Origin of the sequence: Shewanella sp. KX20019 (assembly GCF_016757755.1) — a bacterium.
GTDB lineage: Bacteria > Pseudomonadota > Gammaproteobacteria > Enterobacterales > Shewanellaceae > Shewanella.
Genome location: NZ_CP068437.1, coordinates 583437 through 609427 on the forward strand (window position 1 = coordinate 583437; position 25991 = coordinate 609427).

The following is a 25991-nucleotide window of genomic DNA, read 5'->3' on the forward strand; positions in this document are numbered from 1 at the left end:
AGAGATTTTACTTTACGACCACAGCTATTTCAGCCGTCAGTTTCGGCGCTTATTTGGTAAGCGTCCGTCGCAATTTAGACGAGAGCACCGCACTAATTAAATGATTGGTATCGTTGCTTAATGAGTGACAAAGCCTGTAAAAATCGCCCTTTGCTGCAAGTGGTTGAACATATTTAAATACTGGGGCGATACTTTGGTAATAAAAATGTAGTTTTAAGGTTAAAATTTTATCCCTTAGTTGTTTTTTTTGGCTTAGAATAACTCTTGATAAGAAAAAAATAATTAATACCAATCAGTATAAAGATTTGATCGCTCAGCGAGAGTTTAGCGATTCTGAGGCAAGGCAACGAGTGAAGAGCATAGTTATTCTACGTTTAAGCTCGTTAACACAGCATCAGAAACGCTAAAACTCGTCTGTAAAGAGGGTTTTTGGCTTCCTACTTCTACGTTAAATGAACTCATAAGGGAATAATCATTATGTCATTCATTCGCCTTGAATTAGTTCGCCAACAAACACTCTGAGTAGATCAACTACTTATATTGATTGGTATAAGACCTTTTTTCGATTTGGACCGTATTGGTGTTAAAGCGTTAAGGACATAAAAAGGGCGGAATGGATGAAACTACGTAAACTAGCGCTATTATGCGCACTAATCCCCAGCTTTTTTGCCTATTCAGGCCAAGAGTATTATGAGGCCCGTAGTGATGCAATGGGCGGCGCTGGTGTTGCCTCGTCTAATAATGAGGGGGCTGCTTTTGTTAACCCAGCATTGCTCGGTTTAAATGCACACAAAGATAATTCAGCTGTTTTATTGATGCCGGTGCTCGGTATTGATATGGCCGACAGCGACAATATGATTGATAAATTTGACTCTCTTATTGATTCATATGATGGCTTGGCCGCTGCTATTGATGCGGGTAACAGTGGCGATATTGATGTTTACCGAGATGATTTGATCCTCGATTTAGAATCGCTGAAAGGTACGTCTGCGTACGCCAGTGCCGGTCTTGGTTTTAGCGTGGCGATTCCACATCAAAGAATGCCAATGGCTATTTTCTACAAAAGTTACGTGAACGCCGTTGGTGTCGCTAACATTGCCCAATCGGATATCGATGCGCTTACAGACTTAGATGTAAATAATCCGCCAGCAGTGACCGACTTAGCCTCAAATGGCCAAGTGATTGGAGGGGCTGTATCTGATTTAGGAATAGCGTTAAGTTTCCCGCTCTCTATTGTCAATATGCCTATCTCGGTAGGTATATCACCAAAGTTCCAGCGCATCGATACGTACAACTATATTGCTAGCGCGAATAATTTTTCTGCCAGTGACTTTGATGATGTTGAATACCGTAACGATGAAACCAGTTTTAATATCGATGTCGGTGTGGCTATTGAGCCAATCAATGGTTTGGTATTTGGTTTGTCAGGTCGTAACCTTATTAGCCAAGATGTCGATACCATTGAAGTTGAAGGGCAGAAGTTCACCTATCGCGTTGAGCCTTTGGTGACCGCAGGTGTTGCTTATGACTGGAGTATCTTGACGGTAACAACCGATGTTGATTTGATTGAAAACAAGAAGTTTAAAGAGCTCGATGGCACGCAGTATTGGCGCCTAGGCGGTGAAGTGCGGGCGTTTGACTGGATGTCATTGCGTGTTGGTTATCGCCATGACATGAAAGATTCAACGGCGAACATCTATTCTATTGGTTCTGGTTTTGCCTTTGGTGAGTCATTTTTCTTAGACTTTACAGGGATGTTTGGCAGTGATGAAGCGATAGGTGGGGTGCTACAAACCTCATATCACTTCTAAACATGGTTTACTTGAGCGTTAGGTTAACTAAGTTCGATAATCGACTTAACTGTTAAGATAAGTGCACTGAAACTACATAAGACCAGAGTAAAAACTCTGGTTTTTTGTTTATCGACTCTACCGACCAATCTACCGGCAACTGCATAACCCAATATTACAGAGGGCAATAGCATTAATGATGCCCACAAATGTTCAGGCTTTAATAGCCCTGCAAATCCTAAAATGGCCAATGCAATCATAGAACTAAATATGAAGAAGGCTGATAGGGCCGCTCTAAATTGACCGGCATCTTTACCTGCGAGCAATATCGCCAGCGGTGGTCCACCTATGGCAGCAATGTTGCCAAAAATGCCAGAGAGAACCCCTGCAATAAACAGGCTTAAACGGTTAACCGAAATATTAAACTTCAGCAAGCTAAAGCCAACGGCGATCGCCACGGTAAGGGCTATTGCCAGCCCTAGAATAGGCTGAGGGGCTATCAATATAAGCATAGCGCCTAAGATCCCACCCGGAATGCGCCCCAGTAGCGCATATTGCAACCCATTGAACTCAAGCTGCCCACGCTCTCTAAAAAGCGTTAATACGGCCGTAGAGAAACCCATCATAATGACTGATGCTGGCACTAGCGAGGGTTCGATAATATATAACAGTGGACTGGCGATGATAGCTAAACCAAAGCCAATTAGACTCTGTGTTAATGCACCACAAAATATAATGATAGAGGCGAAAATAAGCGTGTTTGGGTCTAGCATTTAGCTACCTGTGGATCTTTTTTCGCGAACGAAAGCAAACAAGGACCGCTATAGCGGTCCTTGTTTGCACATACTTAGCCTGTCTACTCTAGCTCTTCCCACTCAATGCCCATCTCATCCATCAAGCGTTTAACTTCCGCAGGCATGCTATCAGGCTTATCTTTTGAAAGATCACCATCATTTGGCAGCGGTTGTCCTGTGTAAGCGTGTAGAAACGCCTCACAGAGTAATTCGCTATTGGTGGCATGACGTAAGTTATTCACTTGGCGGCGTGTACGCTCATCGGTAAGCACCTTGAGTACTTTCAAAGGAATAGAGACAGTAATTTTTTTTACTTGCTCATTCTTTTTTCCGTGTTCAGCATATGGGCTGATATAATCGCCGTTCCACTCAGTCATTGACTCACCTGTAATTTTTAAATTCGGGGCAGATTTTAACCCCTTATGCAGCACAGTCAAATTATTGCCTCTATTTTATGACAAATGCAAATAGATTTCTAAATGCTTGGACGTCTAAACGGCCAAAAGTGATTGACTAGGGTGAATTGCTTAGGTACATTTAGACGTCCAGACATCCCTAATAAGAAAATCTAGCAAGAGGAGTAGTACATGACCGAGCGTAAACTAGCCACTGTAGCTGTGCGCCAAGGCATCGAGTCCGATAGCCAACATGGTGCGGTTGTACCTCCGATCTATCTTTCTACAAACTATTCTTTTGATGGTCACAAAAATCCTAGAGATTTCGATTATAGCCGCTCAGGCAACCCCACTCGTTCAATCTTAGGCGATGCTATCGCTGAACTCGAAAAAGGTTGTACAGGGGTAGTGACTTGTACTGGAATGGCAGCCATAACTTTAGTGACTAGTTTACTTGGTCCCGATGACCTGTTGGTGGTACCTCATGATTGTTATGGTGGTAGTTATCGTTTATTTGTCAATCTGGCGAAGAAAGGTCAGTTCAAACTTGAGGTCGTTGACCAAACCGATACAGCGGCATTGGCTATAGCCATTGCTAGAAAGCCTAAAATGGTGTGGCTAGAAACGCCGTCAAATCCACTGTTACGGGTTGTTGATATTGAAGCAATAAGTGCTGCTAGCCACGAAGTGGGTGCACTCGTGGTCGTTGATAACACTTTCCTGTCACCAATCTTGCAACAACCCTTACTACTTGGTGCCGATATCGTGATTCATTCGACCACCAAATATATCAATGGCCACAGTGATGTCGTCGGTGGTGCTGTGGTGGCGAAAGACGCTGAGCTGGGCGAGTTGTTGCATTGGTGGTCAAATACTTTAGGTCTGACGGGCGGTGCATTCGATAGTTATCTTACATTGCGCGGAATTCGAACACTTGCGGTAAGAATTCGCGAACATCAGGCGAATGCGCAGCGGATCCTTGATACTCTTACCCGTCATCGCGCAGTAGAAAAAGTTTACTACCCAGGGCTTAAAGATCACCCTGGTCATGAAATTGCTGCTAAGCAGCAAAAAGGCTTCGGTGCGATGCTCAGCTTTGAATTAAGAGGCGGTGAAGAGCAATTAGTCGCTTTCTTAAAAAATCTTAATTATTTCTCTGTTGCAGAAAGCCTCGGAGGAGTAGAGAGTCTAGTGGCAGTGCCTGCGACCATGACGCATCGAGCGATGGATCCTGAAGCACGTGCTCAAGCAGGGGTTAAAGACACCTTAATCCGTCTTTCTGTTGGTATCGAAGATGCTGATGATCTTGTTGCCGATATTGAAGCTGCACTCAATGCAGCTGTCGCTTGTTAATTAAAGGGGTTTAAGATGGCACGTTGTCACTTACATAAATTTGGTGGCTCCAGTTTAGCTGACGCAGACTGCTATCGTCGCGTTGCACATATTCTCCTGACTCATGGTCACAGTGACGATCTTGTGGTGGTTTCTGCGGCAGGAAAAAGCACTAACTTTCTATATCGATTGCTGGAACTGAGCACCACAAAGCAGTTGTGGCAAGAAGAGTTACAAACGCTGATTAGTTTTCAACAAAGACTGATAGAGCAGTTACTGTCGAATGAGCAAGCTCGATCGTTAAGAGAGCGCCTGTCAAACGATAAAGCGCAGCTGATCAGCTTGTTATCATTAGCACCTATCAACGATTACCAAAGTAGCCAAGTGGTTAGTTTTGGTGAGCGTTGGTCATCACGCTTGCTGGCAGCTTTATTGCGAGAGTCAAGTGTGGCAGCGTCTGATGTGGATGCGCGTACCTTGCTGATTGCCGATGAAGGCGCTGTGCCGCAGATCCGCTTGCAAGACTCTCGTCAAAGAGTGCAAACCCTGATTGAAGCCCACCCCAATGAACGGCTGATTATCACTGGTTTTATCTGTGCCAATGACAAGGGTGACACTTTATTATTAGGCCGAAATGGCTCCGACTTTAGTGCTACGCTCATTGCTAGCTTAGCGGATATTGAGCGGGTAACAATTTGGACTGATGTTGAAGGTGTATTTAACGCAGATCCTAATAAGATTAACGATGCTAAGCTACTGAGCAGCTTATCATTAGACGAGGCTAATCGTCTGGCACATTTAGGCTCGCCTGTACTGCACAACCGTACCCTGCAGCCGCTGTTTGATACTGACGTGAGCCTTGCTGTACGCTCAAGCTATGCGTCACATACCGACTTTACCTTAATTGCGCCTAAAAGCTCCTCTGCTAGTGCGCCCGTCGTGACCAATCTCAACAGCGTATCACTGTTTAATATTCAGTTGGATGGCGCTTTCTCTACATTGCTCAATTTGTTAACTGATTCGGGATTATACCCCCTAGCGCATTGGTCGCTTGGGAAAAAGCGCGTTGAACTCACCGTTACTTTAGAGAATCAAAAGCAAGTGCAAGCGCTGCTCGATGCTAATAGTGAAGCGTTAGGCATTACGGATCTTAAAATTAGAGACGATTATGGTCTTGTAGCGTTAGTCAGTGCCGATGCGGATCTTTATCGCCGCGGTTTTGCCAGATTACTCAGCCGTAATGCTCGTCCGCTGTTTAATGACGGCATGAGCTTAGTGACGTTAGTACCCCAATCACAGGTAAACCTGTTGACTCAGAAAGTACATCGTCGCTGTGCAGGCCCACGCAAGCGTATTGGCGTATTGCTCTTGGGGGTAGGTAACATAGGTGAAGCTTGGATAGAGCTATTTAACGGTGCCAGAGCAGCTTTAAATAAAGAGCTTGAGGCCAGTGTTGACCTTGTCGGGCTCGTTAGCTCTCGCAAAGCGCTAGTTAGCGATACGGGGATTGCACTGGATTCATGGAAGGCGGTATTTGAGCGAGATGCATCGCCTTGGCAGTACGGTCACTTGTTTGAAGAGCTACAAGGGCTTGAGTGTGATGAAGTTGTCGCGCTTGATATTAGTGCCAGTGCAGATCTAACTCTGCAATATCCGGAGTTTTTTGCCCGCGGTATTCATGTTGTCAGTGCCAATAAGCTCGCAGGTTCTGGGCCATTGCCTTTTTATCGCGAGTTAAAGTTACAGCTGGGTAATCGTCGCTTGTTTTGGCGTTATAACGCCAGTTGTGGAGCCGGGCTGCCGGTACAGCATGCCATTAATGATCTGCATAACAGTGGTGATAGTATTGAAGCCGTAGGCGGCATATTCTCAGGTACCTTGTGTTGGTTATTTGAAAATTATGATGCGGCTAAACCCTTTTCAGAGCTCGTGGTTGAAGCACGGGGGCTGGGGATCACTGAGCCGGATCCGCGCGATGATTTATCGGGTCGAGATATGCAGCGTAAATTGCTTATTTTGGCCCGCGAGATTGGCTTAGAGATCGAACTTGAAGATATCGAGCTTAAGTCATTGGTGCCTAAGCACCTTGCAGAGCTGCCGTTAGCGCAGTTTTTATCGCGTATCGATGAGTTAGATGAAGATATGTTGCAGCAGTATTTAGCCGCAGTCGAGCAAGATAAAGTGCTTAGGTACGTCGCAGCGCTAGATAGAGTCGACGGTAAACTAAAGGCTGAAGTGAGTCTGCAATGGGTTGATAACAGTCATCCTTATGCCAACTTAACCCCTGGCGATAATGTGTTTGTTATTCGCAGTAAGTTCTACCAAGACAATCCGCTGATTATTCGTGGACCAGGAGCTGGAAGACAGGTGACAGCCGCCGCGGTGCAATCAGATTTAGCCCATATATGCCGAGACTTACTGCAAGAGTAGTGTAGCTAATCGAGCGATAGCGAATTAATAATAAGTGCGTTCCAGTTACTGGAATGCACTTTTTTTATGGCTTTGATTTATCGCTGTGTTCCATCTAGAACAAGTAACTGCTGCATTGCTTTACTGTCTCAAGAAAAAAACTCACTTGGCTGCTTTTTACACTTGACTTCAATCTCAGTTTCTCTAGTATATGGACATATAGACGTCCAAACGTCTATACCGAGATTGCGAGACTAACGAGTTGAAGTAGAGGAAATAGAAATGGGCTTTCACCATGCACAACATGCGACATCATTGAATCAGAGCTTATCTGAGCTTAGAGATGATATTAACGTTTCTTTTGAATTCTTTCCGCCTTCAACTCCTGAGATGGAAAAGCTGTTGTGGAACTCTATTCGTCGCCTTGAACCACTGAACCCTAAGTTTGTGTCAGTTACTTACGGTGCAAACTCGGGAGTTCGAGATCGTACCCATGGCGTGATTGAGCGAATTCAAAAAGAGACCGACTTGGTTGCCGCACCACACTTAACGCTGGTTGATGCGAGTGATGAAGAGCTCAAGGAGCTGGCCAAACACTATTGGAATAGCGGCATTCGTGACATTGTTGCACTGCGTGGTGATTTACCGGAGGGCAGCGCGAAGCCAACTCGTTTCGCCAATGATCTCGTGCGTCTTTTACGCTCAGTGGCAGACTTTGATATTTCCGTTGCGGCTTACCCAGAAGTGCACCCTGATGCCACTAATGCTCAGGCGGATCTCATCCATCTTAAAAAGAAAATCGACGCCGGTGCTAATCGTGCTATCACTCAGTTCTTTTTTGATGTTGAATCCTATCTGCGTTTCCGTGACCGCTGCGCTGCAGCAGGAATCGATGCTGAGATTGTCCCGGGAATTTTGCCAGTGACAAACTTTAACCAGACTAAGCGTTTTGCGGCCATGACTAACGTATCCATTCCTGGTTGGTTACACCGTCAATTTGAAGGCTTAGAAGATGATGCGATAACGCGACAAATGGTTGGGGCTAACGTGGCGATCGATATGGTTAAAGTGTTGGCTCGGGAAGGGGTAAAAGATTTCCATTTCTATACGCTAAACCGTGCCGAACTAACCTATGCGATTTGCCATACATTAGGTGTTCGCCCTGGTAAGTAAGTTGTAGATCAAGCGCTAACGTTGCAGATATTGGATATGGTTAACGTGTTGGCTCGGGAAGGGGTAAAAGATTTCCACTTCTATACGCTAAACCGTGCCGAACTGACCTATGCGATTTGCCATACATTAGGTGTTCGCCCTGGTAAGTAAGTTGTGGATCAAGCGCTAACGTTGCAGATATTGGATATGGTTAATACGTTGGCTCGGGAAGGGGTAAAAGATTTCCATTTCTATACGCTAAACCGTGCCGAACTAACCTATGCGATTTGCCATACATTAGGTGTTCGCCCTGGTAAGTAAGCCTTTTTAGTTTAGCGTGAATAAACCAATAGCCTACTAGTTAGTCTATTGGTTTTTTACTAAATGGACTTCGTTAATAGGAGTCCTTTTTGTTACATTAATAGTTCGCTGAGATAAAAGGGGATTTTATGACACAAACACATAGCGCTAGTTGTCATTGCGGGGCGGTTAAGTTATCGCTTAATCTACCTGATGGCGTTACCGATTTACGCCGTTGTGATTGCTCTATGTGCCAGCGCCGCGGCACTATAGTGGCCTCAGCTGATCTTGACGGCCTAAAAGTGGTTGCAGGCAAAGATAAGCTATCGTGCTATCAATTCAATACGCTTACCGCTAAACACTATTTTTGCAGTATTTGTGGAATATATACCCATCATCAAAGGCGCTCTAATCCGAATCAGTTTGGGGTGAATGTTGGCTGTATCGAGGGCGTTAACCCGTATGAGCTAACCAATGTAGCGATAGTCGATGGGGTTAATCATCCTGCAGACCGATGAGGAAAACATAATACAATGAAATCAGATCCTTCTACTTGTCCGCGGTGTCAGTCTCAAAATGGCTGTGCAATATTGCAGGGTAAGAGCATTGAGCTGTGTTGGTGTCATACACAAGCATTCCCATCGAAGACAGTACTTGCTAACGCTATAAGTGCTGGGGGAGCGAGTTATTTATTGGAGAATAAGTCCTGTCTCTGTCAGGCATGTATCAAAGCCTTGAAGCTGGAAGAGAAAAATCGACAATATAAAAGGGTCGATTAAAGCGGGTTACAGCTCGGTATAACAGGATGTTGCCACTGAAAATCAGATAACAAAAAAGGAGCCAGTGGCTCCTTTTTTATGTCTGGAACATTTATGCCAATTTTCCATGGACGGATAAAAATTGACGTTATGTCTGGAACATTTATGCCAATTTTCCATGGATGGATAAAAATTGACGTTATGTCTGGAACATTTATGCCAATTTTCCATGGATGGATAAAAATTGACTTTAGGTCAATTTCTAATTCATAGAAACTGACCTTATTCCGTTATCTTTGCGAAATTACTCGCCAGATGGACCTTTACGGTGCGGCTTTCTGTCACCTGAAGGACGACGGTCGCCGGCAGGTTTGCGAGGACGACGTGCAGGACGGCTATCGCCACCTGAAGTGTTCTCGAACGTTTCGCCTGCAGCTTCGCGAATATTCAATGGGCGGCCACATACACGTACTTTTCTAAGGTGCTCAAGTACATCTTTTGGCATTCCATCAGGCAAGTCAATTGCGGTGACGTGGTCAAATAATTGGATTTGACCAATGTAACGGCTATCGATGTTTGCTTCGTTTGCTACTGCGCCAACGATATTACCAACACCAACACCATTCTCACGACCTACATCGATGATATAGCGACACATCTTAACATCTGGATTGTCCTTCAATGAATCAGCTGAACCAATGCTAGTTGGCGTTGGGCGAGATTCACGACGAGGACGATCACTGCGATCACGTGGAGCGCGGTCGCTACGATCACGAGAGTTACGGTCATCACGGCTATCGCGCTGACGCTCATGAATTGATGGTAACTGAAGTGGACGATCTTTCTGAACTTGCTGCAGAAGTGCTGCCGCAAGAATGTCGGTATCGACCTCTAGCTCTTGACATAGTTTTGCAACAGCGCCTTTCATGAAGTCTAAAGAATCTTTAGCGATCACTTCAGAAACTTGCTCACCTAGACGAGAAAGACGACGCTCGGTCACTGTCTCTGGGCTAGGTACATCCATTGGCGAGATACGGCTCTTAGTTGCACGTTCGATAGTGCGCAACATACGCATCTCTCTGTGTGTAACGAAAAGAATCGCCATACCTGTACGACCAGCACGACCAGTACGACCGATACGGTGAACGTAAGCTTCAGTATCATATGGGATATCGTAGTTAACTACGTGTCCAATACGCTCAACGTCAAGACCACGAGCCGCGACGTCAGTAGCAATAATAATATCTAGCTTGCCACGTTTAAGCTGGTCAACGGCACGTTCACGTGCTTGTTGATTCATATCACCATGTAGAGGTGATGAAGCGTAACCGCGAGCTTCTAACTTTTCAGCGAGCTCAACACAGCTGTTACGAGTACGAACGAAGATGATAATACCTTCAGTCTTCTCTACTTCTAGAACACGTACTAAAGCTTCTAGTTTGTTGTGCTGTGATACTTGTACAAAACGTTGTTCAATCGTCTCTACAGTTGTCGTTGTAGTAGCGATTTTAACGTGTACAGGCTCAGTTAGGTATTTGTTAGCAACACGCTTAATTTGCTCAGGCATAGTCGCCGAGAAAAGTGCTAATTGGCGCTGCTTAGGAGTATGCTCAAGGATCCATTCGATATCATCGATGAAGCCCATTTTTAGCATCTCATCGGCTTCATCAAGCACCATTGCTTTCAGTGACTCTAACTTAAGAGTGCCACGACGCATATGGTCCATAACTCGGCCTGGAGTACCAACAATAATCTGTGGGCCACGACGCAAAGCATTTAACTGCTGTTGCATGCTCTGTCCGCCGTAAATAGGCAGAACGTGTAGACCCTTCATGAACTTAGCGTAGCTTGCGAATGCTTCAGCAACCTGAACGGCAAGTTCACGTGTTGGTGCAAGCACCAAAATTTGTGGAGAGTTTGTATTTGGATCAATGCTGTTTAGTAGAGGCAGTGCAAAAGCACCTGTTTTACCTGTACCAGTTTGAGCTTGACCTAAAATATCTTTACCAGCCATGAGAGGATCGATACTCGCAGCTTGGATCGGAGTTGGTTTTTCGTAACCGAGCTCGTCAAGAGCACGCAACAAAGGCTCGGATAGACCGAGTTCGCGGAAAGTTTTTTCACTGGATGACATGGGTTGTAGCCTTGTGGAATAGCAGAGTGCAGTTAAGCACCGATGTTTATAGACAGAAAATCAACCCCGTGTCGACTTCCCGCACCGAAAACGTTCAGTAAGCCGCTTAGTATAGCAGGATGTAATTGGTATTACCATTTAATACTGCTATTTTTACCAATAACTAAGCAATATGTAGGCCAATTAGTGGTTTAGCTAAGCGTAAAAACAAATAACAGTGGCTTTTAAGGGCTATATTGCAGTAGGAAGCTATCAATAATTAGTAGTTGGTAAGCGGATTCGACCACAGCAGCAACAAAAGTAATATCTATTTTATCTGCGGTATCACTGGGTTGATGGTAATCCCTATGTGTAGGAACGCCGAAGTAAAGCCAAGGGACCCCCGCTTGGTGCATCGGGTAATGATCTGAGGCCCTCAAAAAATCAACGCTGATGACACTGCCATCGAATGCTCTAGGGCGTCGGGTTTTGATGCAAAGTTGGTTTGACTGCGTCATCGACTGTTGTATTGTTTCAAATGAGTCAAAGCGCCTTGCTCCTTCAATATAGATAGCCCTGCGTCTATCGGGACGGCCTATCATATCCAAATTAATAACCAGCTCTATTTGAGGTGTCTGCGGCAAAATGTTCTTTTTTGCAAACGTATCGACGAGGGCGTAACCGCCATGCAAGCCAGGTTCTTCTGCGTCAGTGGCCACAAAAAGTAGATTGACATCAGCTGTTTGAGTGACTGCCTGCTGAGCCATTTGCAGTAAAGCTGATACCCCAGAGGCGTTATCATCAGCGCCATAATATATACGTGTTCCCTTGCTGCCTAAGTGGTCGTAATGGGCCAATACCACTCGCCATTGGCTTGTCGGTTTCTTCGCTAACACGACTCCAGCAACATTTATCCCAACTTTGTCAGAAAACGATGCTGAATAACTGAAGGGATGCTGGTAGTCGCCTTGCCATGGCGCAAGACCTATCTGTTGAAAGCGACTGATGAGATACTGTCTTGTTAAGGCTGCTCCCTCAGAGCCTGTATCTCGGCCAGTAAATTCATCTGAGGCAAGTTGGCTAATATCAGCATTGAGCTGTGTTTGGTCAGCCCAAGTCGAACGGGGGTGTTTATTACATTGAGGAACACTGCTGCAAGCAATCAGACTCGAGCAAACAACCACGACTAATAGACTCCGCATGCAACTCCTTATGCCGGTAAACATAATCAATAGTTGTAACATAAGTGCTTCAGAAAGTGATCTTGAGTTAGCGCTATATGGATAACCTAACTAATTGTAGTTACTATCTACTCGCTTGGATGCTTATTGAGCATGAGTGGTTGTAATGGTGCTTTTAACTTGTATTCGCTAGTCCCTGAAAATAGACGCTGCTTTACACCAACATTGACCTGCGAGTGCATCTTAAGGTTACCCACGGGTAAGAGCGCGATAGATCCGTCGGCCAGTGCGATAGTACTGCTTTGCTGGTCGCTGTTGATCACTCGGGCATTGGTTGATTTACATTGACCAAATAATGGGTCTACCACCGCCGTAATGAGCAGGCCTAGTGTAAACACTAGGCCTGTGGTTAATAAAATATTACTACTTGGCATTAAGCTAATCGGTCTCTTTTATTTTTCTAACAGCGGCTTTAAGAAGCGTGCAGTATGAGATTGAGTATTTTCAGCAACCTGCTCAGGTGTGCCTGCGACCAAGATTGTTCCGCCACCGGAGCCCCCTTCAGGACCGAGATCGATGATCCAATCAGCAGTCTTAATCACATCCAAATTATGCTCAATGACCACAATAGTATTGCCATGGGACTTGAGGCGATGCAATACGTCAAGTAAGAGTTGAATGTCAGCAAAGTGCAAACCAGTGGTAGGTTCGTCCAATATGTACAGTGTTTTGCCCGTGTCACGTTTAGACAGCTCTTTTGCCAGCTTTACCCGTTGCGCTTCACCGCCAGAAAGTGTGGTCGCACTTTGTCCTAAACGGATATAGGATAAACCAACATCCATCAGTGTCTGTAACTTACGTGCCACCGCAGGGATCGCATCGAAGAAGGGCCTTGCTTCCTCTACTGTCATCTGCAGCACTTCGTGGATGTTTTTACCTTTAAAGCGAACGTCTAACGTTTCACGGTTATAGCGTTGAGCCTTACAGTCATCACACGGCACATAGACATCGGGTAAAAAGTGCATCTCAACCTTAATCAGTCCATCACCTTGGCATGCTTCACAGCGCCCGCCTTTGACGTTAAATGAGAAACGCCCCGGCAGATAACCGCGAGTACGTGACTCTTGCGTTGCTGCAAACAGTTCACGAATTGGGGTGAAAATACCAGTATAGGTCGCGGGGTTAGAGCGCGGTGTACGGCCAATTGGACTTTGATCGATATCGACGACTTTATCGCAATGATCCATCCCGACAACTCTCTTGTAGGGTGACGGCTCATCTACGGTTGCACCGTTTAACTCGATGTGGGCAATTTTATAAAAGGTATCGTTGATTAGGGTTGATTTACCTGAACCGGAAACCCCAGTAATACAGGTGAATAGTCCGACAGGGATCTGTAAATCGACATCTTGTAAATTATTACCTGAGGCACCAAACAACTCGATTACTTGTTCAGGATTGAATTCGGTTCGCTCAGTCGAGATGTGGATCTGTTTTTCACCGGATAGGTATTGGCCAGTTATAGACTCTTTACACTCGAGTAGATCTTTAAGGGTGCCTTCACCAATCACTTGCCCACCATGCACACCAGCACCTGGGCCAATATCAATTACATGATCAGCCATGCGGATAGCATCTTCGTCATGCTCGACCACAATCACGGTATTACCGAGATCGCGTAGATGAATCAGTGTTTGTAATAAACGCTCGTTATCACGCTGGTGTAAGCCAATAGAGGGCTCATCTAGTACATACATTACGCCCACAAGTCCGGCACCAATTTGGCTTGCTAGACGAATTCGCTGGGCTTCGCCGCCCGAAAGGGTATCGGCAGAGCGAGATAAGCTAAGGTAATTAAGGCCAACATTTACCAGAAAACCTAAACGATCGCGCACCTCTTTTAAGATCTTATCGGCTATTTGGGCGCGCTGTCCGCTTAACTCGAGATTGTTAAAATAGTCCATGGCTTCACCAATAGACCAATGGGTCAACACAGGCAGGTTTAGATCATCAATGAAAACGTTACGTGCTTCTTCACGCAGGCGCGAACCACCACAGCTTTGGCAAGACTGAGTATTAACAAACTTGGTAAGTTCATCGCGTACCGCATTAGATTCTGTCTCACGGTAACGTCTATCCATATTATTCAAAATCCCCTCGAAAGGGTGATTTCTGACCACTACATCGCCGCGGTCGTTAATGTATTTGAACGCAATGCTTTGGGTGCCTGAGCCGTAAAGGACTAATTTTCTAACATCGTCTGTTAGCTGCTCGAAGGGCTTTTCGATATCAAACTTGTAATGTTCCGCTAGCGAGGTGAGCATTTGGAAGTAATAGAAATTACGTCTATCCCAGCCTCGAATGGCACCGCCAGCAAGTGATAACTCAGTATTGGTTATCACTCTTTCAGGATCAAAAAACTGCTGAACGCCAAGGCCATCACAAGTTTGGCAAGCCCCAGCAGGATTGTTGAACGAGAAGATACGCGGCTCAAGTTCGGCCATGGAGTAGCCACATACTGGGCAGGCAAAGTTAGCCGAAAAGACATGCACTTCAGCTTTAGCATTACCTTCAACAGGATCCATACTGGTGATTTTGGCTATGCCGCCAGATAGCTCGAGTGCGGTTTCGAATGACTCTGCTAAACGCTGCTTAATATCATCACGGACCTTAAAGCGATCCACTACCACTTCGATAGTGTGCTTTACGTGTAGATCGAGCTCTGGTGGATCGGTTAAATCACACACTTCACCGTCAATTCGAGCACGAATGTAACCCTGTGCCGACAGACTTTCGAGAAGCTTTACATGTTCACCTTTACGGGCGTTAACCACTGGCGCTAGCAGCATAAGGCGACTGCCTTCTGGCATTTCAAGCACTTTGTCGACCATTTGGCTAACGGTTTGCGCCGCCAAAGGTTCGCCATGGGTGGGGCAGCGCGGTTCGCCGACTCTGGCAAATAGCAGTCTTAAGTAATCATAAATTTCGGTAATGGTACCCACGGTTGAGCGTGGGTTATGAGAGGTCGATTTTTGCTCGATAGAAATAGCGGGACTTAAGCCTTCAATGTGATCAACATCGGGCTTTTCCATCAAACTTAAAAACTGACGAGCATAGGCCGATAATGACTCTACATAGCGTCGTTGTCCCTCGGCATATAGGGTATCGAATGCTAAAGAGGATTTACCTGAACCCGATAGCCCGGTGATAACAATTAGCTTGTTACGGGGTATGGTTAGGTTGATGTTTTTAAGATTGTGGGTACGAGCGCCACGTACTTCAATATTTTCCATCTAGCGTTCAGATCTCAAAGCCGAAAAAAGTGGTTAAGTATCTCACAAATTTAACGGAGGCAATAGACAAAGTAAGTGATCAATTGTAGGGGAAAGATAACGAATTTGCTGAGTTAATAAGAAAACCAAGCGAGAATGCGGGTTTGATGTGAACGCCCAAAAGGTGGTGTAACTATACATCTTTTGCTTTTCCTTTTGGGCTAATGAAAAACTTCGTGGTAAACTGCGCGACTTAATTTAGAGTTCACTGATCAGGGCGGGGGCAATGGCCAATAACGGACTTTCAAAGACTGAGAAAAAAGTCGCGTTTTCTTTAGCCAGTGTATTTGGGTTGCGCATGATGGGTCTGTTTATGATCATGCCCGTCTTCGCACTTTATGGGCAACATCTAGAGGGCTTCTCACCATTATGGGTGGGTATTGCTATTGGTGCCTATGGTTTAACGCAAGCTATTCTTCAAATCCCTATGGGGATCTTATCTGACAAATATGGTCGTAAACCTATCATTTTGATTGGCTTACTGATCTTCGCACTAGGTAGCCTTGTTGCGGCTAATGCTGACACTATTTATGGCGTAGTGGCCGGGCGAGCCCTGCAGGGTATGGGCGCAATTGCCGCCGCCGTATTGGCTCTAGCTGCAGATTTAACCCGTGATGAGCAACGTACTAAGGTGATGGCCATTATCGGCATGTGTATTGGGTTTTCCTTTGCACTATCGCTCTTAGTCGGTCCCATCGTGGCACAGCACTTAGGCCTATCTGGTCTGTTCTTTATGACGGCTGGCTTGGCTGTTTTAGGCATGCTAATCGTACAGTTATTGGTGCCAAATCCAATTTCACAAGCACCAAAAGGTGACACCGTCGCCGCACCTGAAAAGCTGCGTCGCATGCTGGTTGATCCGCAACTGTTTAGACTGGATGCGGGCATCTTTATTCTGCACCTAGTGCTAACCGCGGTGTTTGTCGCACTTCCATTAGACTTAGTCGATGCGGGGTTAGTCAAAGAGGAACATTGGATGCTGTACTTCCCAGCATTTATGATCGCTTTCTTCCTAATGGTGCCGCTGATTATCATTGGTGTTAAGCGCAACAATACTAAAGCGATGTTTCAAGTTGCACTGTTGATTATGATGGTCGCACTGGGTTCGATGGCGCTGTTTGCTGACAACCTGATGGTATTGGCTATTGCAGTGGTGTTGTTCTTTACCGGCTTTAATTACCTCGAAGCTTCTCTGCCGAGCCTGATTGCTAAGTTTTGTCCGGTAGGTGATAAAGGTTCAGCCATGGGCGTATATTCTACCAGCCAATTTCTAGGCGCATTTTGCGGTGGATTATTAGGCGGTGGCGCCTATCAGCTTGTTGGCGCAGAAGGGGTATTTGCGGTTGCGCTAGGCTTAATGGGCATTTGGTTCTTACTCACCTTTGGTATGAAAAACCCAGTGCTTTTGAAGAGTTATACACTAGAGGCTGATGTCAATGACAGACAGGGCGCAAAAGTGATGGCAACCGAGCTGTCAGCGTTAACTGGCGTCGCAGAAGCCATAGTGGTACTTGAAGAGAAAGTGGCTTATTTAAAAGTAGATGACCATTTCGATTTGAGAGAAGCCAGAGCTGTGTTAGGCTCTGTCAATTAGTGAAAAATTTATAAATATTGCAGGAGATTTCAATGGCCAGTCGTGGTGTCAATAAAGTAATTTTGGTAGGTAATTTAGGACAAGATCCTGAAGTTCGTTACATGCCGAACGGCAATGCCGTAGCCAACATTACCGTGGCGACAAGTGAATCTTGGAAAGACCAAAGTGGTCAAAAGCAAGAGCGCACAGAATGGCACCGCGTAGTGATGTTTGGCAAGCTGGCTGAAATCACAGGTGAATACTTGCGTAAAGGCTCTCAAGTTTACCTTGAAGGCAAGCTGCAGACACGTAAGTGGAAAGACCAAAGCGGTCAAGATCGTTACAGCACTGAAGTTGTTGTCGATCAAGGCGGTCAAATGCAAATGTTAGGTGGCCGTGGTCAAGGTCAAGGCGCACCAGCACAAGGTGGCTACCAGCAGCCACAACAAGCACCGCAACAGGGTGGCTATGCACCTAAGCCACAGCAAGCGGCTCCTCAGCAAGGTGGTTATGCACCTAAGCCTCAGGCAGCTCCTGCACAGGGCGGTTACCAGCAGCCACAACAGTCAGCTCCACAGCAAGGTGGTTATCAGCAACCACAGCAAGCAGCACCCGCTCAAGGTGGTTATGCACCTAAGCCTCAGGCTGCACCAGCTGCTCCTCAGCAGCGTCCAGCTCCGCAGCCACAGCAGAATGTGACTCCAGATTTGGATGATGGCTGGGATGACGATATCCCGTTCTAGGACATATATAAATTAAAAGTGTCAAAATAGACACAAAATAATGATTGAACCCAGCATTTTTGCTGGGTTTTTTGTTTATGTTGGTTACATAATATACGTTACTGAAATGTAATAAATTCTAAGGATAAGGTTGAGAGGTTAACAATACGTTACTTATTGCTAGGTGGAAATAGATATCGTTTTCAATTACTTGCGTAAGGCGAAGGATAAATTGATTATAATCAGTCTGTGCGATTGGTATCTCAGTTATTGGCTGATTAAACGAGTAGCATACCTAAATTATGGTATTCGAGACGACATATATGGATCTTAAGTTATCTAGGCTAGATTATTTTACCTTGCAAGTGCTGGTTGGGCTTTATGAGTTAAAAAATGGCACCTGCCTCGCCGTAAAATTAGACGTGGCGCAACCTAAGGTAAGTAGAGCCCTAAGCACCATTCGGGAAGTCTTTAACGACGAGATGTTTGTTCGTAAACAGTATGGGTTTGAACCGAATGAACTGGCTATAAGAATATACCCTTTTGCCAAAAAGGTCATTGATGGTTATCAGCAAATCCAACTGGCGGCGCAGAATAATTGCGAGCAAAAACGAATAGTTAACATAGCAACCTTAGACTATAACACTAACTTACTCCACCGAAGTGTTGTGGCGGTTTCGAAAAAGCTAGCGCTTAACACGGTCGTTAATATTATTCCCTGGAGCGATGAGATCCAAAAGCAGATCACATCGGGCAAGGTTGATTACTCTATCACTATTAACCCAGTAGAAAACGACAAGATAATGAGCGCTAAAATTGCCGATGTAAAAAAGTTTTACATCGTAGCGCGCAAAGGGCATCCCATTTTTGAAAAGACATTTGGCTATTCTGATTTGATTTCAAATAGTTTTGTACTCATTAACTATGCAAGAGTGGGCCTAAAGAAACGAGCGATTGAGCACTATGTAGAAAAGCATGGTGGGACAATGGATATTGTCTTAAAAACCAATAGCCTTAATAACGCGTTAAGTTTTGTATCGAGTAACGATTGTATTTGCATCAGTGCAACCGAAACCGTGTTGGAGCATGTTGTTGGCAGAGACGATTTACAGTATCAAGATACTTCTGAATTTTGGGCTACCCATGTAATGGCTGACTTAGCGCCTGCAGTTCGACAACACAGTCAATATCTACAGGGGAGAGTCGAGGGGGATATAGTATTTTTTAACGAGCTTGTATTGGCAATGCGAGACGGCTTAGTAAAATTGCAAAAGTGCCTATCTGCGATAAATCAACAGGACTCATTATCATCTATCGAAGAGCACCATTAGTCGCAACCAGAAAACCAACAAGCCAACCGAATACGGTTGGCTTTAATTATGGTGAAATCAAATTAACTATTTAATATGATAGGCTGCGATTTTTTCTTGAGAGTGACAAACACTACATGCCTCTACTGTTGGAGTACCATCAAAGCTTGCGTTACCAGAGCTAATGGTGTGCTGCTTGGCTGACTCTGAAGTATGACAAGACAGACAAGTCGCTGCTGCAGGACTGATAAAGGTGTCGACGACATTGTTATGACGCACTAATACCGGTGTCGTTTGTTCTACCTTATCTAAGTTGAAGCTGTCCTCAACGTGACATGACAGACAGTTAGACTTACCTGCTGGATAATTAATCTCTGAGAAATCCATTGAAGGTCTACCAGAATAATTGTTAATCCCTTTAGCCCCTCGTGTACCACTATGAATACCGTGCACCATCACTTTATAATCAAAGGCATAAGCAATCGCTTCAGGTAGCGCCGCATCAACTCGGATCATTCCCACTTTTCGTGGAGAGTTAGGGTTGTGACATGTGAGGCAGCCACCTTCTTGATAAGTAACACCATGATGCTTTAATGCGCCAAATCCTTTCGTTTCGATTGTCTCCCCTTTCCAATCTCCATCATGATGCCAGCTATCGTCACCCATGATGAGAGTGGTTGCCGCGTCATTTAATGTGTTATGGCAAGCGGTACACTTGTTATCAGCAATTATCTGTCTACGGGCTACCGCTGTATAATTGTCTGCAGATTCAGTTACCACGCCATCGCTATTAAATGCAGCTGAAACCGCATTTGGAGTGACCGTATAAATATTCTCTTGGCCGCCATTGGCTGCACTTTCAGTACATGAGGTGAACTCTCCACTATCTTTGTTGAAGCAAAGCTCACCGTCGAGTACTAAGGTACCGCTATAGTTTTCGACAATGGTTGAAGGCAATTTGTCTGTGACAGTCACAGTCGTTATGCCAGTCGCTGCATCGTAGCTAACCATGCTGCCTTTTTCTGCGTTGTCGCTAACGATATCGAAGTAGATTGCACCAAAATCAGTTTCACCTGTTTGAGGCATTCTGCTAAAGCTATCATCTTGGTTACCAAAAATGGCCTTAACAAAGAACTCTGGGTAGATAACTGAGATATGGTTGTAAGATAAGTAATCGAGTTTCGTTGGGTCAACAGCGGTTCCATCGACCATGACTTTAAGCTCAATGCTGGCTTGACCCGCATTTTGGCCATAGGTATAACCAGATACTTGCATATCAAGTAATTCAACATTAAAGCGTTCTTTAGCGTTAGCTGCCAACGTTTTAACATTGAGGTGTGCATGAGCGATATCAACAGAGGTTGAGGTATGGCACTGAGCACAGGGTCCGGTAGGGTACCCTGCTTCATGCATTGGACGCGCTATAGTAGTGACTGAATCATGGCATGAACGACAAGTTTCTTCTGAAGGATAACGAGCAAAATCATTCCATTGAGGTAGTGACTCGCTCTCCTGGTGACAGGTATCGCAGTTGATTGCTGACTGTGGATAGTTATTCGCTCCACCGTCAGTTTTCAACTCAATATGAGCACTATGGACCAAGCGGGTGAAGACATTTTCTGCACCCATGTGCCCTTTATTGTCATTGTGACAAGTGTTGCATGACTCTAATGTATTATAAGTACCGCCATGATAGATGTTGCCAAAGTCTGCATGACAGCTAATACAGGTTTGACCATCAACCATTTCGCGGCTAACTAAACCATCTTCAATGGTGATGTCGCCATTTTGGCTGAAATCATACACGAGGTTGACATTAGGCACTTTATCCCCGTTCGGAAATGTCCATTTGGTGGACAGTAATAATCTTTGAGTAGCCAGTTCATCATAACTAATGGCTTTAACGGGGGGGCTATCACCAAAAGAGCTGTCCAGCGGGACTGAAAAAGTATATTGGTAAGAGCCATCGTTGTTATCAACAAGCTCTCCTTTACATGAAGGGGTAGCGCCTGGAGCTCCAGAGCAATCAGCACCATAGGCTAACCATTGTGGTGCTTCTCCGGTTACCTCATCTGCTGGCATCAGTTGGTGCATATAGAAACCAATATTGGCGTCAGTGAGTCCAATAACTGGGATCTCATTTTCATTCAGTGCGGTGAGCAACACACTGGTAACTTGCTCTGAGTTAATGGAAACGTCATCAACCGTTAAGTTGAGAGCGTTTGCCGTGCGGACGGTGACGAGTCCGTCATTGCCGTTGTTTCCGTTCTCTCCATCATTTCCATCTTTGCCATCATCACCATCGCTTCCACAGCCAGAAAGGCATCCGCTCATGAATAAGGCAGATATAATTATTTTCTTATTTATATTCATCATCTACTCTCGCTTTATATTGTTAGATTAATTGTTGCGAAGCCAATTTATATAGTTTTTTACAAATTTAAATATTAATAGATCACACGAATGAATCGTTAAAAATACTTTTTCGGAAATATAGAAATTAATCACATCTGAAATGTTAATATGTCAAATTTACAATTTGAATATCTGAGTTGAATTTAGGGGTGGTTAGCTCTGCAACTTTAACAAATATAACTTTTATATTTTTATTAGATATTGCAAGGCCTAAATGATTAACGAGTAGTTTGTTTGTTTAGTTAGTGCGGTAATTAATCATGCTCTGCACCATTTAGCGTGTTGAGGATTAATGATGAGATAGTGTCTATCAACCACGGTAGATTTGGTTTTTTATTGTTCTTGTTGTATGTTAAGTAAAGTGTTGGTATGCAGCTGTTATTATATAAACGGTTAACCTCAACTTTAGACAGTTTGCAGATATGTAAGCTGGGCATATTTTCGATAGCGTTATAGATAGAGCTATAAGGCAGAATCGTTACCGCATTACTCTCACGTAGGTAGTCAAATAAGCTATAAGCACCGCACAGCTCTACTTCTATATCTAATGGTATTGAGTTTTTACTACAGTACTCTTTAAACTTACTACCACTCGATGTTAAAGAACCAGTGTTACATTCAACGTAGCGATAGCTTGCGATTGAACGCAGGTCAATATCCTGTTTTAACAAAGGGTGGTTTCTCTCACAAACTAAATAAAGGCTGTCTAGCCTGGCAACAGGAATGGAAGCTATACTATTATCATAAGAGTTAACCAGCTCTTCATTATCACTGCAGCATATACCAAAATCTATTTTACCCGATATGACTTCGACAATAGAGTTACGGCCCCACTGAGAGAAATTAAAACTCATGTTCTTCCCACTACTATGGATTGTCGATAGTAGTGACTTTGGGAAAGGGTAGGAGAGAATATCGGGTGCAGAAATTTCAAAATGGCCAACGACACTGTTTGTCGTTTTGTATTGAATATCTTGTAGCTCTGAGCAGCATGCCATGATCTTTTTTGCTATAGGGTATACTTTATCTGCAAACTCATTAGGAATTAACCCATGCTTCCTACGGATGAAGAGTTCATTACCTAAAACTTCTCTAGTATGCTTGAGACTACGGCTTACTTTAGGTGCTGAAAGACTCAATTTATTAGAAACTTTTGTAACGGATTTGTTTTCATATAGATTGACTAGAATATTAATGCTTAATAGGTCTAGGTGGCTAAAGCAAATAGTGTTCATCGTGTACTCTTAGCGTCTTAATAATGTTTTTATTGTACATGCTATTTTTTATTTTGCTAAATACGAATTAAGAAATAACGACTTCCTCACAATGTTTAGTTATTCAACTTTAGTATGTAAGTTATTTAAATATTAAATATCTATCTTTATCTTGATATGTGGGCGTTATAATTTTTGCTTAGTTAACAGTGGTTTGGCCGTTTTCATCATTAAGGTTGATTGTTGCCATTTCAAGGTTCTTAGTTTAGCTGTGCGCCGTGCATTATCCCATTAATGAATTTCTCGTAATATAAAATTCATATTTTCACCAAGTGTAATTGTAAAATGCGAATTTTATAAATTTGTTCGCTATTGCAAATGGAAACATCTAAAAACACTCTGCAATTTAATATTGATTTAGATCAATGTTAGTCAGGTGGATAAAGTTAGTATTCACATCGCTGAACAAGTTAAATATAATTTTTATTTTGGAGGTTTATATTATGAATGCTACGGTGATATTGAATTACGCTTTCATTTACTTTGTATTGTTTCTAGTTGTACCTACAGTTATTGTGATATTTACAATGACCTGTATTAAGTTCTTTAAATCAGAAAAAATACAAACTGATGGAGTGGTCATTGAGTTGACACCTGAGAGAACAAAAGAGAAATATTCAGGTCTCATCAGTAAGCTGAATGAAATAGCAAAAGAAAAGTATAATGTTTTATATGGTACCTCACTGGATAGTATCCTTGATGTAAAAAAAGATAATGGTAACCACGTTAAAGGTAACCTTAAAAACTGCCACTTAGACTACGTGATCATGGATGAGCAATCTGTAGTTAAATTGGTTATTACTGACCCTGGACACAATACGCCAGAAAACAGTGATTTTATCGATTCATCTTTGGCTAAAGTCGGGGTAGATGTTATCCATATATCTGACGATAACAAATATGATGACTTATTAATAAGGTCAGCATTAGTTGCTTAACAAAAGTCAGTGCTAAACCGTCGCTGTTTGGCACTGATTTCTAATGCTTTTAAATAATACTCGTTTAATGGGGCCTCGTTATGTCCAGTTTTTGTAAAAGATACGTATTGTTAACAATTTCTCTAATAGGGTTGATTTTAACCCCTTTAACTACTTTACATGCTAAAACGGTTGAGTTAGTAATAAATACTGATAAAAAATGCATTATGTGCCATAAGAAAAACGGCAAAATGTACGGTGTTCACGCTAATAATTTATTAGAAATGCGTTGTCAGAATTGTCACGGTAAAAAAGAAGGCCACCCGAGGAAAAAATCAAATCTAATAAAGTTTGGTGGTGACTCGGTGAATATTGCTGCGCAACAAACCGCAGTTTGTACTAAGTGTCATGAGCCTGATGATTTAGCTAAAGCAGATTGGACTCATGTAGTTCACTCGGACAAAGTTAATTGCGCTAAGTGCCACAAATTACACTCAGAAACTGATCCAGTTATAGCTATTCAAACAAAAGAACGCGGTCAGCTTTGTGTTAGCTGTCACAAGATCCAGTAATGAGAGGAATATATGGAAAATAAAAGAAGGCTATTTTTAAAAGGTGCTTGTGCTACTGCCGTAGGAGCCGTTGCCTCTACAAAGTTTGTCGCTGCACAGCCTGAGACCGAAACCATTGAAGCTGACGTTAATTACGCTCTTATTCATGATGAAACAAAGTGCATTGGTTGCGAAGTGTGTGTTGATGCTTGCCGTGAAACGAATAATGTACCTGAAGGTGTTAGCCGCTTAGAGATTGTTAAGACTGGCCCGTTTGGTGAGTACCCGGAGCAGTACTTTCGTTTTTCTCGCAAATCATGCCAACATTGCGATGCTACTCCTTGTGTCAATGTTTGTCCGACTGGAGCTGCCTATAAAGATCCAAAAACGGGCATTGTCTCTGTAGACAGTTGGAAGTGTGTTGGCTGTATGTATTGCATTGCAGCGTGTCCATATCAGATCCGATTCATCAACCCTGTAACCAAAGCTGCCGATAAATGTGATTTCTGTAAGGAAACTCGCCTTAAAGAAGGAAAGCAACCTGCTTGTGTTACTGCTTGCCCAACCAAGGCGCTTGTCTTTGGTAACCTAAAAGATCCAGATTCTGAAATTGTTAAGGTGTTAAAAGCGACACCAAATTATCGCAGCAAAACGGAGTTGGGAACCCGTCCCAAACTGTTCCGTATTGCAGCAAAAGAGGGGGAAATCGTATTATGAATCCATTCCACTTTGATAGCCTTATTTGGCACTGGCCAATCGCAATTTATCTGTTTTTAGCGGGTATTTCAGCAGGAGCAATCTGTTTCGCTGTGTTACTTAAGCACTTCAAATTAGGTAAGGATGCTTACAAATCAAGTTTCGTTCAAGCAGCTTGCTTACTGGCACCCTTAGCCGTGTTCGCTGGACTCGGTATCTTGGTCTTAGACTTAACTAAGCCGTTTGATTTCTGGAAGATCCTAGTATTTTACAATCCAACTTCGATTATGTCTGTCGGTGTTGCCGTGCTAATGATCTATCAAGTCGCCCTATTTGCATGGTTAGCTTGCTTATTTAAAGAGCCTATCTCTAATTGGTGTGACCATCGCTGGCCGGTGGTGGATAGAGTACTAAATGTACTCACTAGACATGAGCCGACGGTTACCGGGCTGCTAGTGATACTTGCGCTATCTTTGGGAGCTTATACGGGATTTTTACTCTCGGCGTTGACCACTTATCCAATGCTGAATAATCCAGTCCTGCCTATTCTGTTTCTGGTATCTGGTATCTCTTCTGGGGCAGCGGGCACCTTGTTAGGCGGATTGTTACTCAAGGGTAACCCCGACGGTAAAGAAGTTCATTTCATACATCATATTGAAATACCGTTAATTTTATTTGAATTAGTACTCATTTTTACTTTCTTTATTGGCTTGATTATCTCTGGCGGACAGAGCCAGGTTGCAGCGTTTACGGCACTCGGTCAAGGCTTCTGGGGCTGGATATTTTGGGCGGGCATTATTTTAGTCGGTCTAACATTGCCGCTGGCCTTCAACTTATTTATGACTGCCTCTTCTAAACGAAAACTATCCTATGTCGCTATTACTGCAAGTTGTAGTTTATTAGGCGTTTTATTACTGCGTAACTTCATTCTTTACACCGGTCAAATGACTGTCGCATAAATCAATATCTGGAGTTTA

The 25991-nt window shown here is 43.8% G+C and carries 20 protein-coding genes and 2 pseudogenes; 14 read left to right on the forward strand and 8 right to left on the reverse strand.

The genetic code is table 11. The features are described 5' to 3' along the window. The first annotated feature begins 617 nt into the window (after window positions 1-617). The gene (locus tag JK628_RS02520; RefSeq protein ID WP_202287711.1) at window positions 618-1811 is read left to right on the forward strand and encodes a conjugal transfer protein TraF; all 1194 of its coding nucleotides are present in this window, start codon (window positions 618-620) and stop codon (window positions 1809-1811) included. Window positions 1812-1834: 23 nt separating this feature from the next. Here JK628_RS02520 and JK628_RS02525 read toward each other — a convergent pair whose 3' ends face one another. Together JK628_RS02525 and metJ are read right to left on the reverse strand one after the other, a co-directional pair. Continuing rightward, a complete protein-coding gene (locus tag JK628_RS02525; protein WP_202287712.1) occupies window positions 1835-2563 on the reverse strand; it encodes a sulfite exporter TauE/SafE family protein in 729 nt (242 codons plus the stop codon). Window positions 2564-2646: 83 nt separating this feature from the next. Then, on the reverse strand, window positions 2647-2961 hold the full coding sequence (metJ, locus tag JK628_RS02530) for a met regulon transcriptional regulator MetJ (protein ID WP_020914530.1): 315 nt from the start codon (window positions 2959-2961) through the stop codon (window positions 2647-2649). Window positions 2962-3171: 210 nt separating this feature from the next. Between metJ and metB the strand changes: the two genes are divergently transcribed. The 6 genes and pseudogenes from metB to JK628_RS02565 all read left to right on the forward strand — a co-directional run bounded on the left by metB (window position 3172) and on the right by JK628_RS02565 (window position 8951). Continuing rightward, on the forward strand, window positions 3172-4332 hold the full coding sequence (gene metB, locus JK628_RS02535; protein ID WP_202287713.1) for a cystathionine gamma-synthase: 1161 nt from the start codon (window positions 3172-3174) through the stop codon (window positions 4330-4332). Window positions 4333-4347: 15 nt separating this feature from the next. Then, complete coding sequence (locus tag JK628_RS02540; protein ID WP_202287714.1) at window positions 4348-6741, forward strand: bifunctional aspartate kinase/homoserine dehydrogenase II; 2394 nt, start codon at window positions 4348-4350, stop codon at window positions 6739-6741. A 261-nt stretch (window positions 6742-7002) separates the two neighbouring features. Further along, window positions 7003-8043, forward strand: a pseudogene (metF, locus tag JK628_RS02545) (methylenetetrahydrofolate reductase). Between the two features lie 30 nt (window positions 8044-8073). After that, window positions 8074-8193 (forward strand): annotated as a pseudogene (locus tag JK628_RS02555) (methylenetetrahydrofolate reductase); the annotation flags it as partial. Window positions 8194-8321: 128 nt separating this feature from the next. Continuing rightward, window positions 8322-8690, forward strand: a complete 369-nt coding sequence (locus JK628_RS02560) for a GFA family protein (protein ID WP_202287716.1) — start codon at window positions 8322-8324, stop codon at window positions 8688-8690. A 15-nt stretch (window positions 8691-8705) separates the two neighbouring features. Further along, complete coding sequence (locus tag JK628_RS02565) at window positions 8706-8951, forward strand: cysteine-rich CWC family protein (RefSeq protein WP_202287717.1); 246 nt, start codon at window positions 8706-8708, stop codon at window positions 8949-8951. A gap of 283 nt (window positions 8952-9234) precedes the next feature. On the opposite strand, the gene JK628_RS02570 is transcribed toward JK628_RS02565, so the two are convergent. The 4 genes from JK628_RS02570 to uvrA all read right to left on the reverse strand — a co-directional run bounded on the left by JK628_RS02570 (window position 9235) and on the right by uvrA (window position 15517). Further along, window positions 9235-11064, reverse strand: a complete 1830-nt coding sequence (locus JK628_RS02570; RefSeq protein WP_202287718.1) for a DEAD/DEAH box helicase — start codon at window positions 11062-11064, stop codon at window positions 9235-9237. Window positions 11065-11288: 224 nt separating this feature from the next. Then, window positions 11289-12245 (reverse strand): M28 family peptidase, encoded by a 957-nt coding sequence (locus JK628_RS02575; RefSeq protein ID WP_237524119.1) that lies wholly within the window; start codon window positions 12243-12245, stop codon window positions 11289-11291. Window positions 12246-12352: 107 nt separating this feature from the next. After that, window positions 12353-12658: a hypothetical protein gene (locus JK628_RS02580; protein WP_237524120.1), complete on the reverse strand. Its 306-nt coding sequence runs from the start codon at window positions 12656-12658 to the stop codon at window positions 12353-12355. An 18-nt stretch (window positions 12659-12676) separates the two neighbouring features. After that, entirely contained in the window at window positions 12677-15517 is a 2841-nt protein-coding gene (gene uvrA, locus JK628_RS02585) for an excinuclease ABC subunit UvrA (RefSeq protein ID WP_202287720.1), read from the reverse strand. A 265-nt stretch (window positions 15518-15782) separates the two neighbouring features. Between uvrA and JK628_RS02590 the strand changes: the two genes are divergently transcribed. The 3 genes from JK628_RS02590 to JK628_RS02600 all read left to right on the forward strand — a co-directional run bounded on the left by JK628_RS02590 (window position 15783) and on the right by JK628_RS02600 (window position 19182). Further along, window positions 15783-17150 carry an MFS transporter gene (locus JK628_RS02590; RefSeq protein WP_202287721.1) on the forward strand — a complete coding sequence of 456 codons (1368 nt, stop codon included), beginning with the start codon at window positions 15783-15785 and terminating at the stop codon, window positions 17148-17150. Between the two features lie 32 nt (window positions 17151-17182). Beyond that, complete coding sequence (gene ssb / locus JK628_RS02595; protein ID WP_202287722.1) at window positions 17183-17872, forward strand: single-stranded DNA-binding protein; 690 nt, start codon at window positions 17183-17185, stop codon at window positions 17870-17872. 302 nt (window positions 17873-18174) lie between these two features. Then, window positions 18175-19182 (forward strand): LysR family transcriptional regulator, encoded by a 1008-nt coding sequence (locus tag JK628_RS02600; RefSeq protein WP_202287723.1) that lies wholly within the window; start codon window positions 18175-18177, stop codon window positions 19180-19182. A 66-nt stretch (window positions 19183-19248) separates the two neighbouring features. Here JK628_RS02600 and JK628_RS02605 read toward each other — a convergent pair whose 3' ends face one another. Together JK628_RS02605 and JK628_RS02610 are read right to left on the reverse strand one after the other, a co-directional pair. Then, window positions 19249-21537, reverse strand: a complete 2289-nt coding sequence (locus JK628_RS02605) for an OmcA/MtrC family decaheme c-type cytochrome (protein WP_202287724.1) — start codon at window positions 21535-21537, stop codon at window positions 19249-19251. 293 nt (window positions 21538-21830) lie between these two features. Further along, window positions 21831-22811, reverse strand: coding sequence for a LysR family transcriptional regulator (locus JK628_RS02610; protein WP_202287725.1), 981 nt, complete (start codon window positions 22809-22811; stop codon window positions 21831-21833). Between the two features lie 482 nt (window positions 22812-23293). Here JK628_RS02610 and JK628_RS02615 point away from each other — a divergent pair, with 482 nt between their 5' ends. The 4 genes from JK628_RS02615 to nrfD all read left to right on the forward strand — a co-directional run bounded on the left by JK628_RS02615 (window position 23294) and on the right by nrfD (window position 25973). Further along, complete coding sequence (locus JK628_RS02615) at window positions 23294-23788, forward strand: DUF2726 domain-containing protein (RefSeq protein ID WP_202287726.1); 495 nt, start codon at window positions 23294-23296, stop codon at window positions 23786-23788. Window positions 23789-23895: 107 nt separating this feature from the next. After that, window positions 23896-24339, forward strand: coding sequence for a cytochrome c3 family protein (locus tag JK628_RS02620; RefSeq protein ID WP_237524121.1), 444 nt, complete (start codon window positions 23896-23898; stop codon window positions 24337-24339). Window positions 24340-24351: 12 nt separating this feature from the next. Further along, complete coding sequence (locus JK628_RS02625) at window positions 24352-25035, forward strand: 4Fe-4S dicluster domain-containing protein (protein ID WP_202287728.1); 684 nt, start codon at window positions 24352-24354, stop codon at window positions 25033-25035. After that, window positions 25032-25973, forward strand: a complete 942-nt coding sequence (nrfD, locus tag JK628_RS02630; protein ID WP_202287729.1) for a cytochrome c nitrite reductase subunit NrfD — start codon at window positions 25032-25034, stop codon at window positions 25971-25973. The genes JK628_RS02625 and nrfD overlap by 4 nt, the downstream gene beginning before the upstream one ends. The last annotated feature ends 18 nt before the right edge of the window (window positions 25974-25991 follow it).

What these genes read in the sequence shown, in the direction of transcription:
- JK628_RS02520 (WP_202287711.1), top strand. Translation starts at nt 618, where the DNA reads ATGAAACTACGTAAACTAGCGCTATTATGCGCACTAATCCCCAGCTTT.
- JK628_RS02525 (WP_202287712.1), bottom strand. Translation starts at nt 2,563, where the DNA reads ATGCTAGACCCAAACACGCTTATTTTCGCCTCTATCATTATATTTTGT.
- metJ (WP_020914530.1), bottom strand. Translation starts at nt 2,961, where the DNA reads ATGACTGAGTGGAACGGCGATTATATCAGCCCATATGCTGAACACGGA.
- metB (WP_202287713.1), top strand. Translation starts at nt 3,172, where the DNA reads ATGACCGAGCGTAAACTAGCCACTGTAGCTGTGCGCCAAGGCATCGAG.
- JK628_RS02540 (WP_202287714.1), top strand. Translation starts at nt 4,348, where the DNA reads ATGGCACGTTGTCACTTACATAAATTTGGTGGCTCCAGTTTAGCTGAC.
- JK628_RS02560 (WP_202287716.1), top strand. Translation starts at nt 8,322, where the DNA reads ATGACACAAACACATAGCGCTAGTTGTCATTGCGGGGCGGTTAAGTTA.
- JK628_RS02565 (WP_202287717.1), top strand. Translation starts at nt 8,706, where the DNA reads ATGAAATCAGATCCTTCTACTTGTCCGCGGTGTCAGTCTCAAAATGGC.
- JK628_RS02570 (WP_202287718.1), bottom strand. Translation starts at nt 11,064, where the DNA reads ATGTCATCCAGTGAAAAAACTTTCCGCGAACTCGGTCTATCCGAGCCT.
- JK628_RS02575 (WP_237524119.1), bottom strand. Translation starts at nt 12,245, where the DNA reads ATGCGGAGTCTATTAGTCGTGGTTGTTTGCTCGAGTCTGATTGCTTGC.
- JK628_RS02580 (WP_237524120.1), bottom strand. Translation starts at nt 12,658, where the DNA reads ATGCCAAGTAGTAATATTTTATTAACCACAGGCCTAGTGTTTACACTA.
- uvrA (WP_202287720.1), bottom strand. Translation starts at nt 15,517, where the DNA reads ATGGAAAATATTGAAGTACGTGGCGCTCGTACCCACAATCTTAAAAAC.
- JK628_RS02590 (WP_202287721.1), top strand. Translation starts at nt 15,783, where the DNA reads ATGGCCAATAACGGACTTTCAAAGACTGAGAAAAAAGTCGCGTTTTCT.
- ssb (WP_202287722.1), top strand. Translation starts at nt 17,183, where the DNA reads ATGGCCAGTCGTGGTGTCAATAAAGTAATTTTGGTAGGTAATTTAGGA.
- JK628_RS02600 (WP_202287723.1), top strand. Translation starts at nt 18,175, where the DNA reads ATGGATCTTAAGTTATCTAGGCTAGATTATTTTACCTTGCAAGTGCTG.
- JK628_RS02605 (WP_202287724.1), bottom strand. Translation starts at nt 21,537, where the DNA reads ATGATGAATATAAATAAGAAAATAATTATATCTGCCTTATTCATGAGC.
- JK628_RS02610 (WP_202287725.1), bottom strand. Translation starts at nt 22,811, where the DNA reads ATGAACACTATTTGCTTTAGCCACCTAGACCTATTAAGCATTAATATT.
- JK628_RS02615 (WP_202287726.1), top strand. Translation starts at nt 23,294, where the DNA reads ATGAATGCTACGGTGATATTGAATTACGCTTTCATTTACTTTGTATTG.
- JK628_RS02625 (WP_202287728.1), top strand. Translation starts at nt 24,352, where the DNA reads ATGGAAAATAAAAGAAGGCTATTTTTAAAAGGTGCTTGTGCTACTGCC.
- nrfD (WP_202287729.1), top strand. Translation starts at nt 25,032, where the DNA reads ATGAATCCATTCCACTTTGATAGCCTTATTTGGCACTGGCCAATCGCA.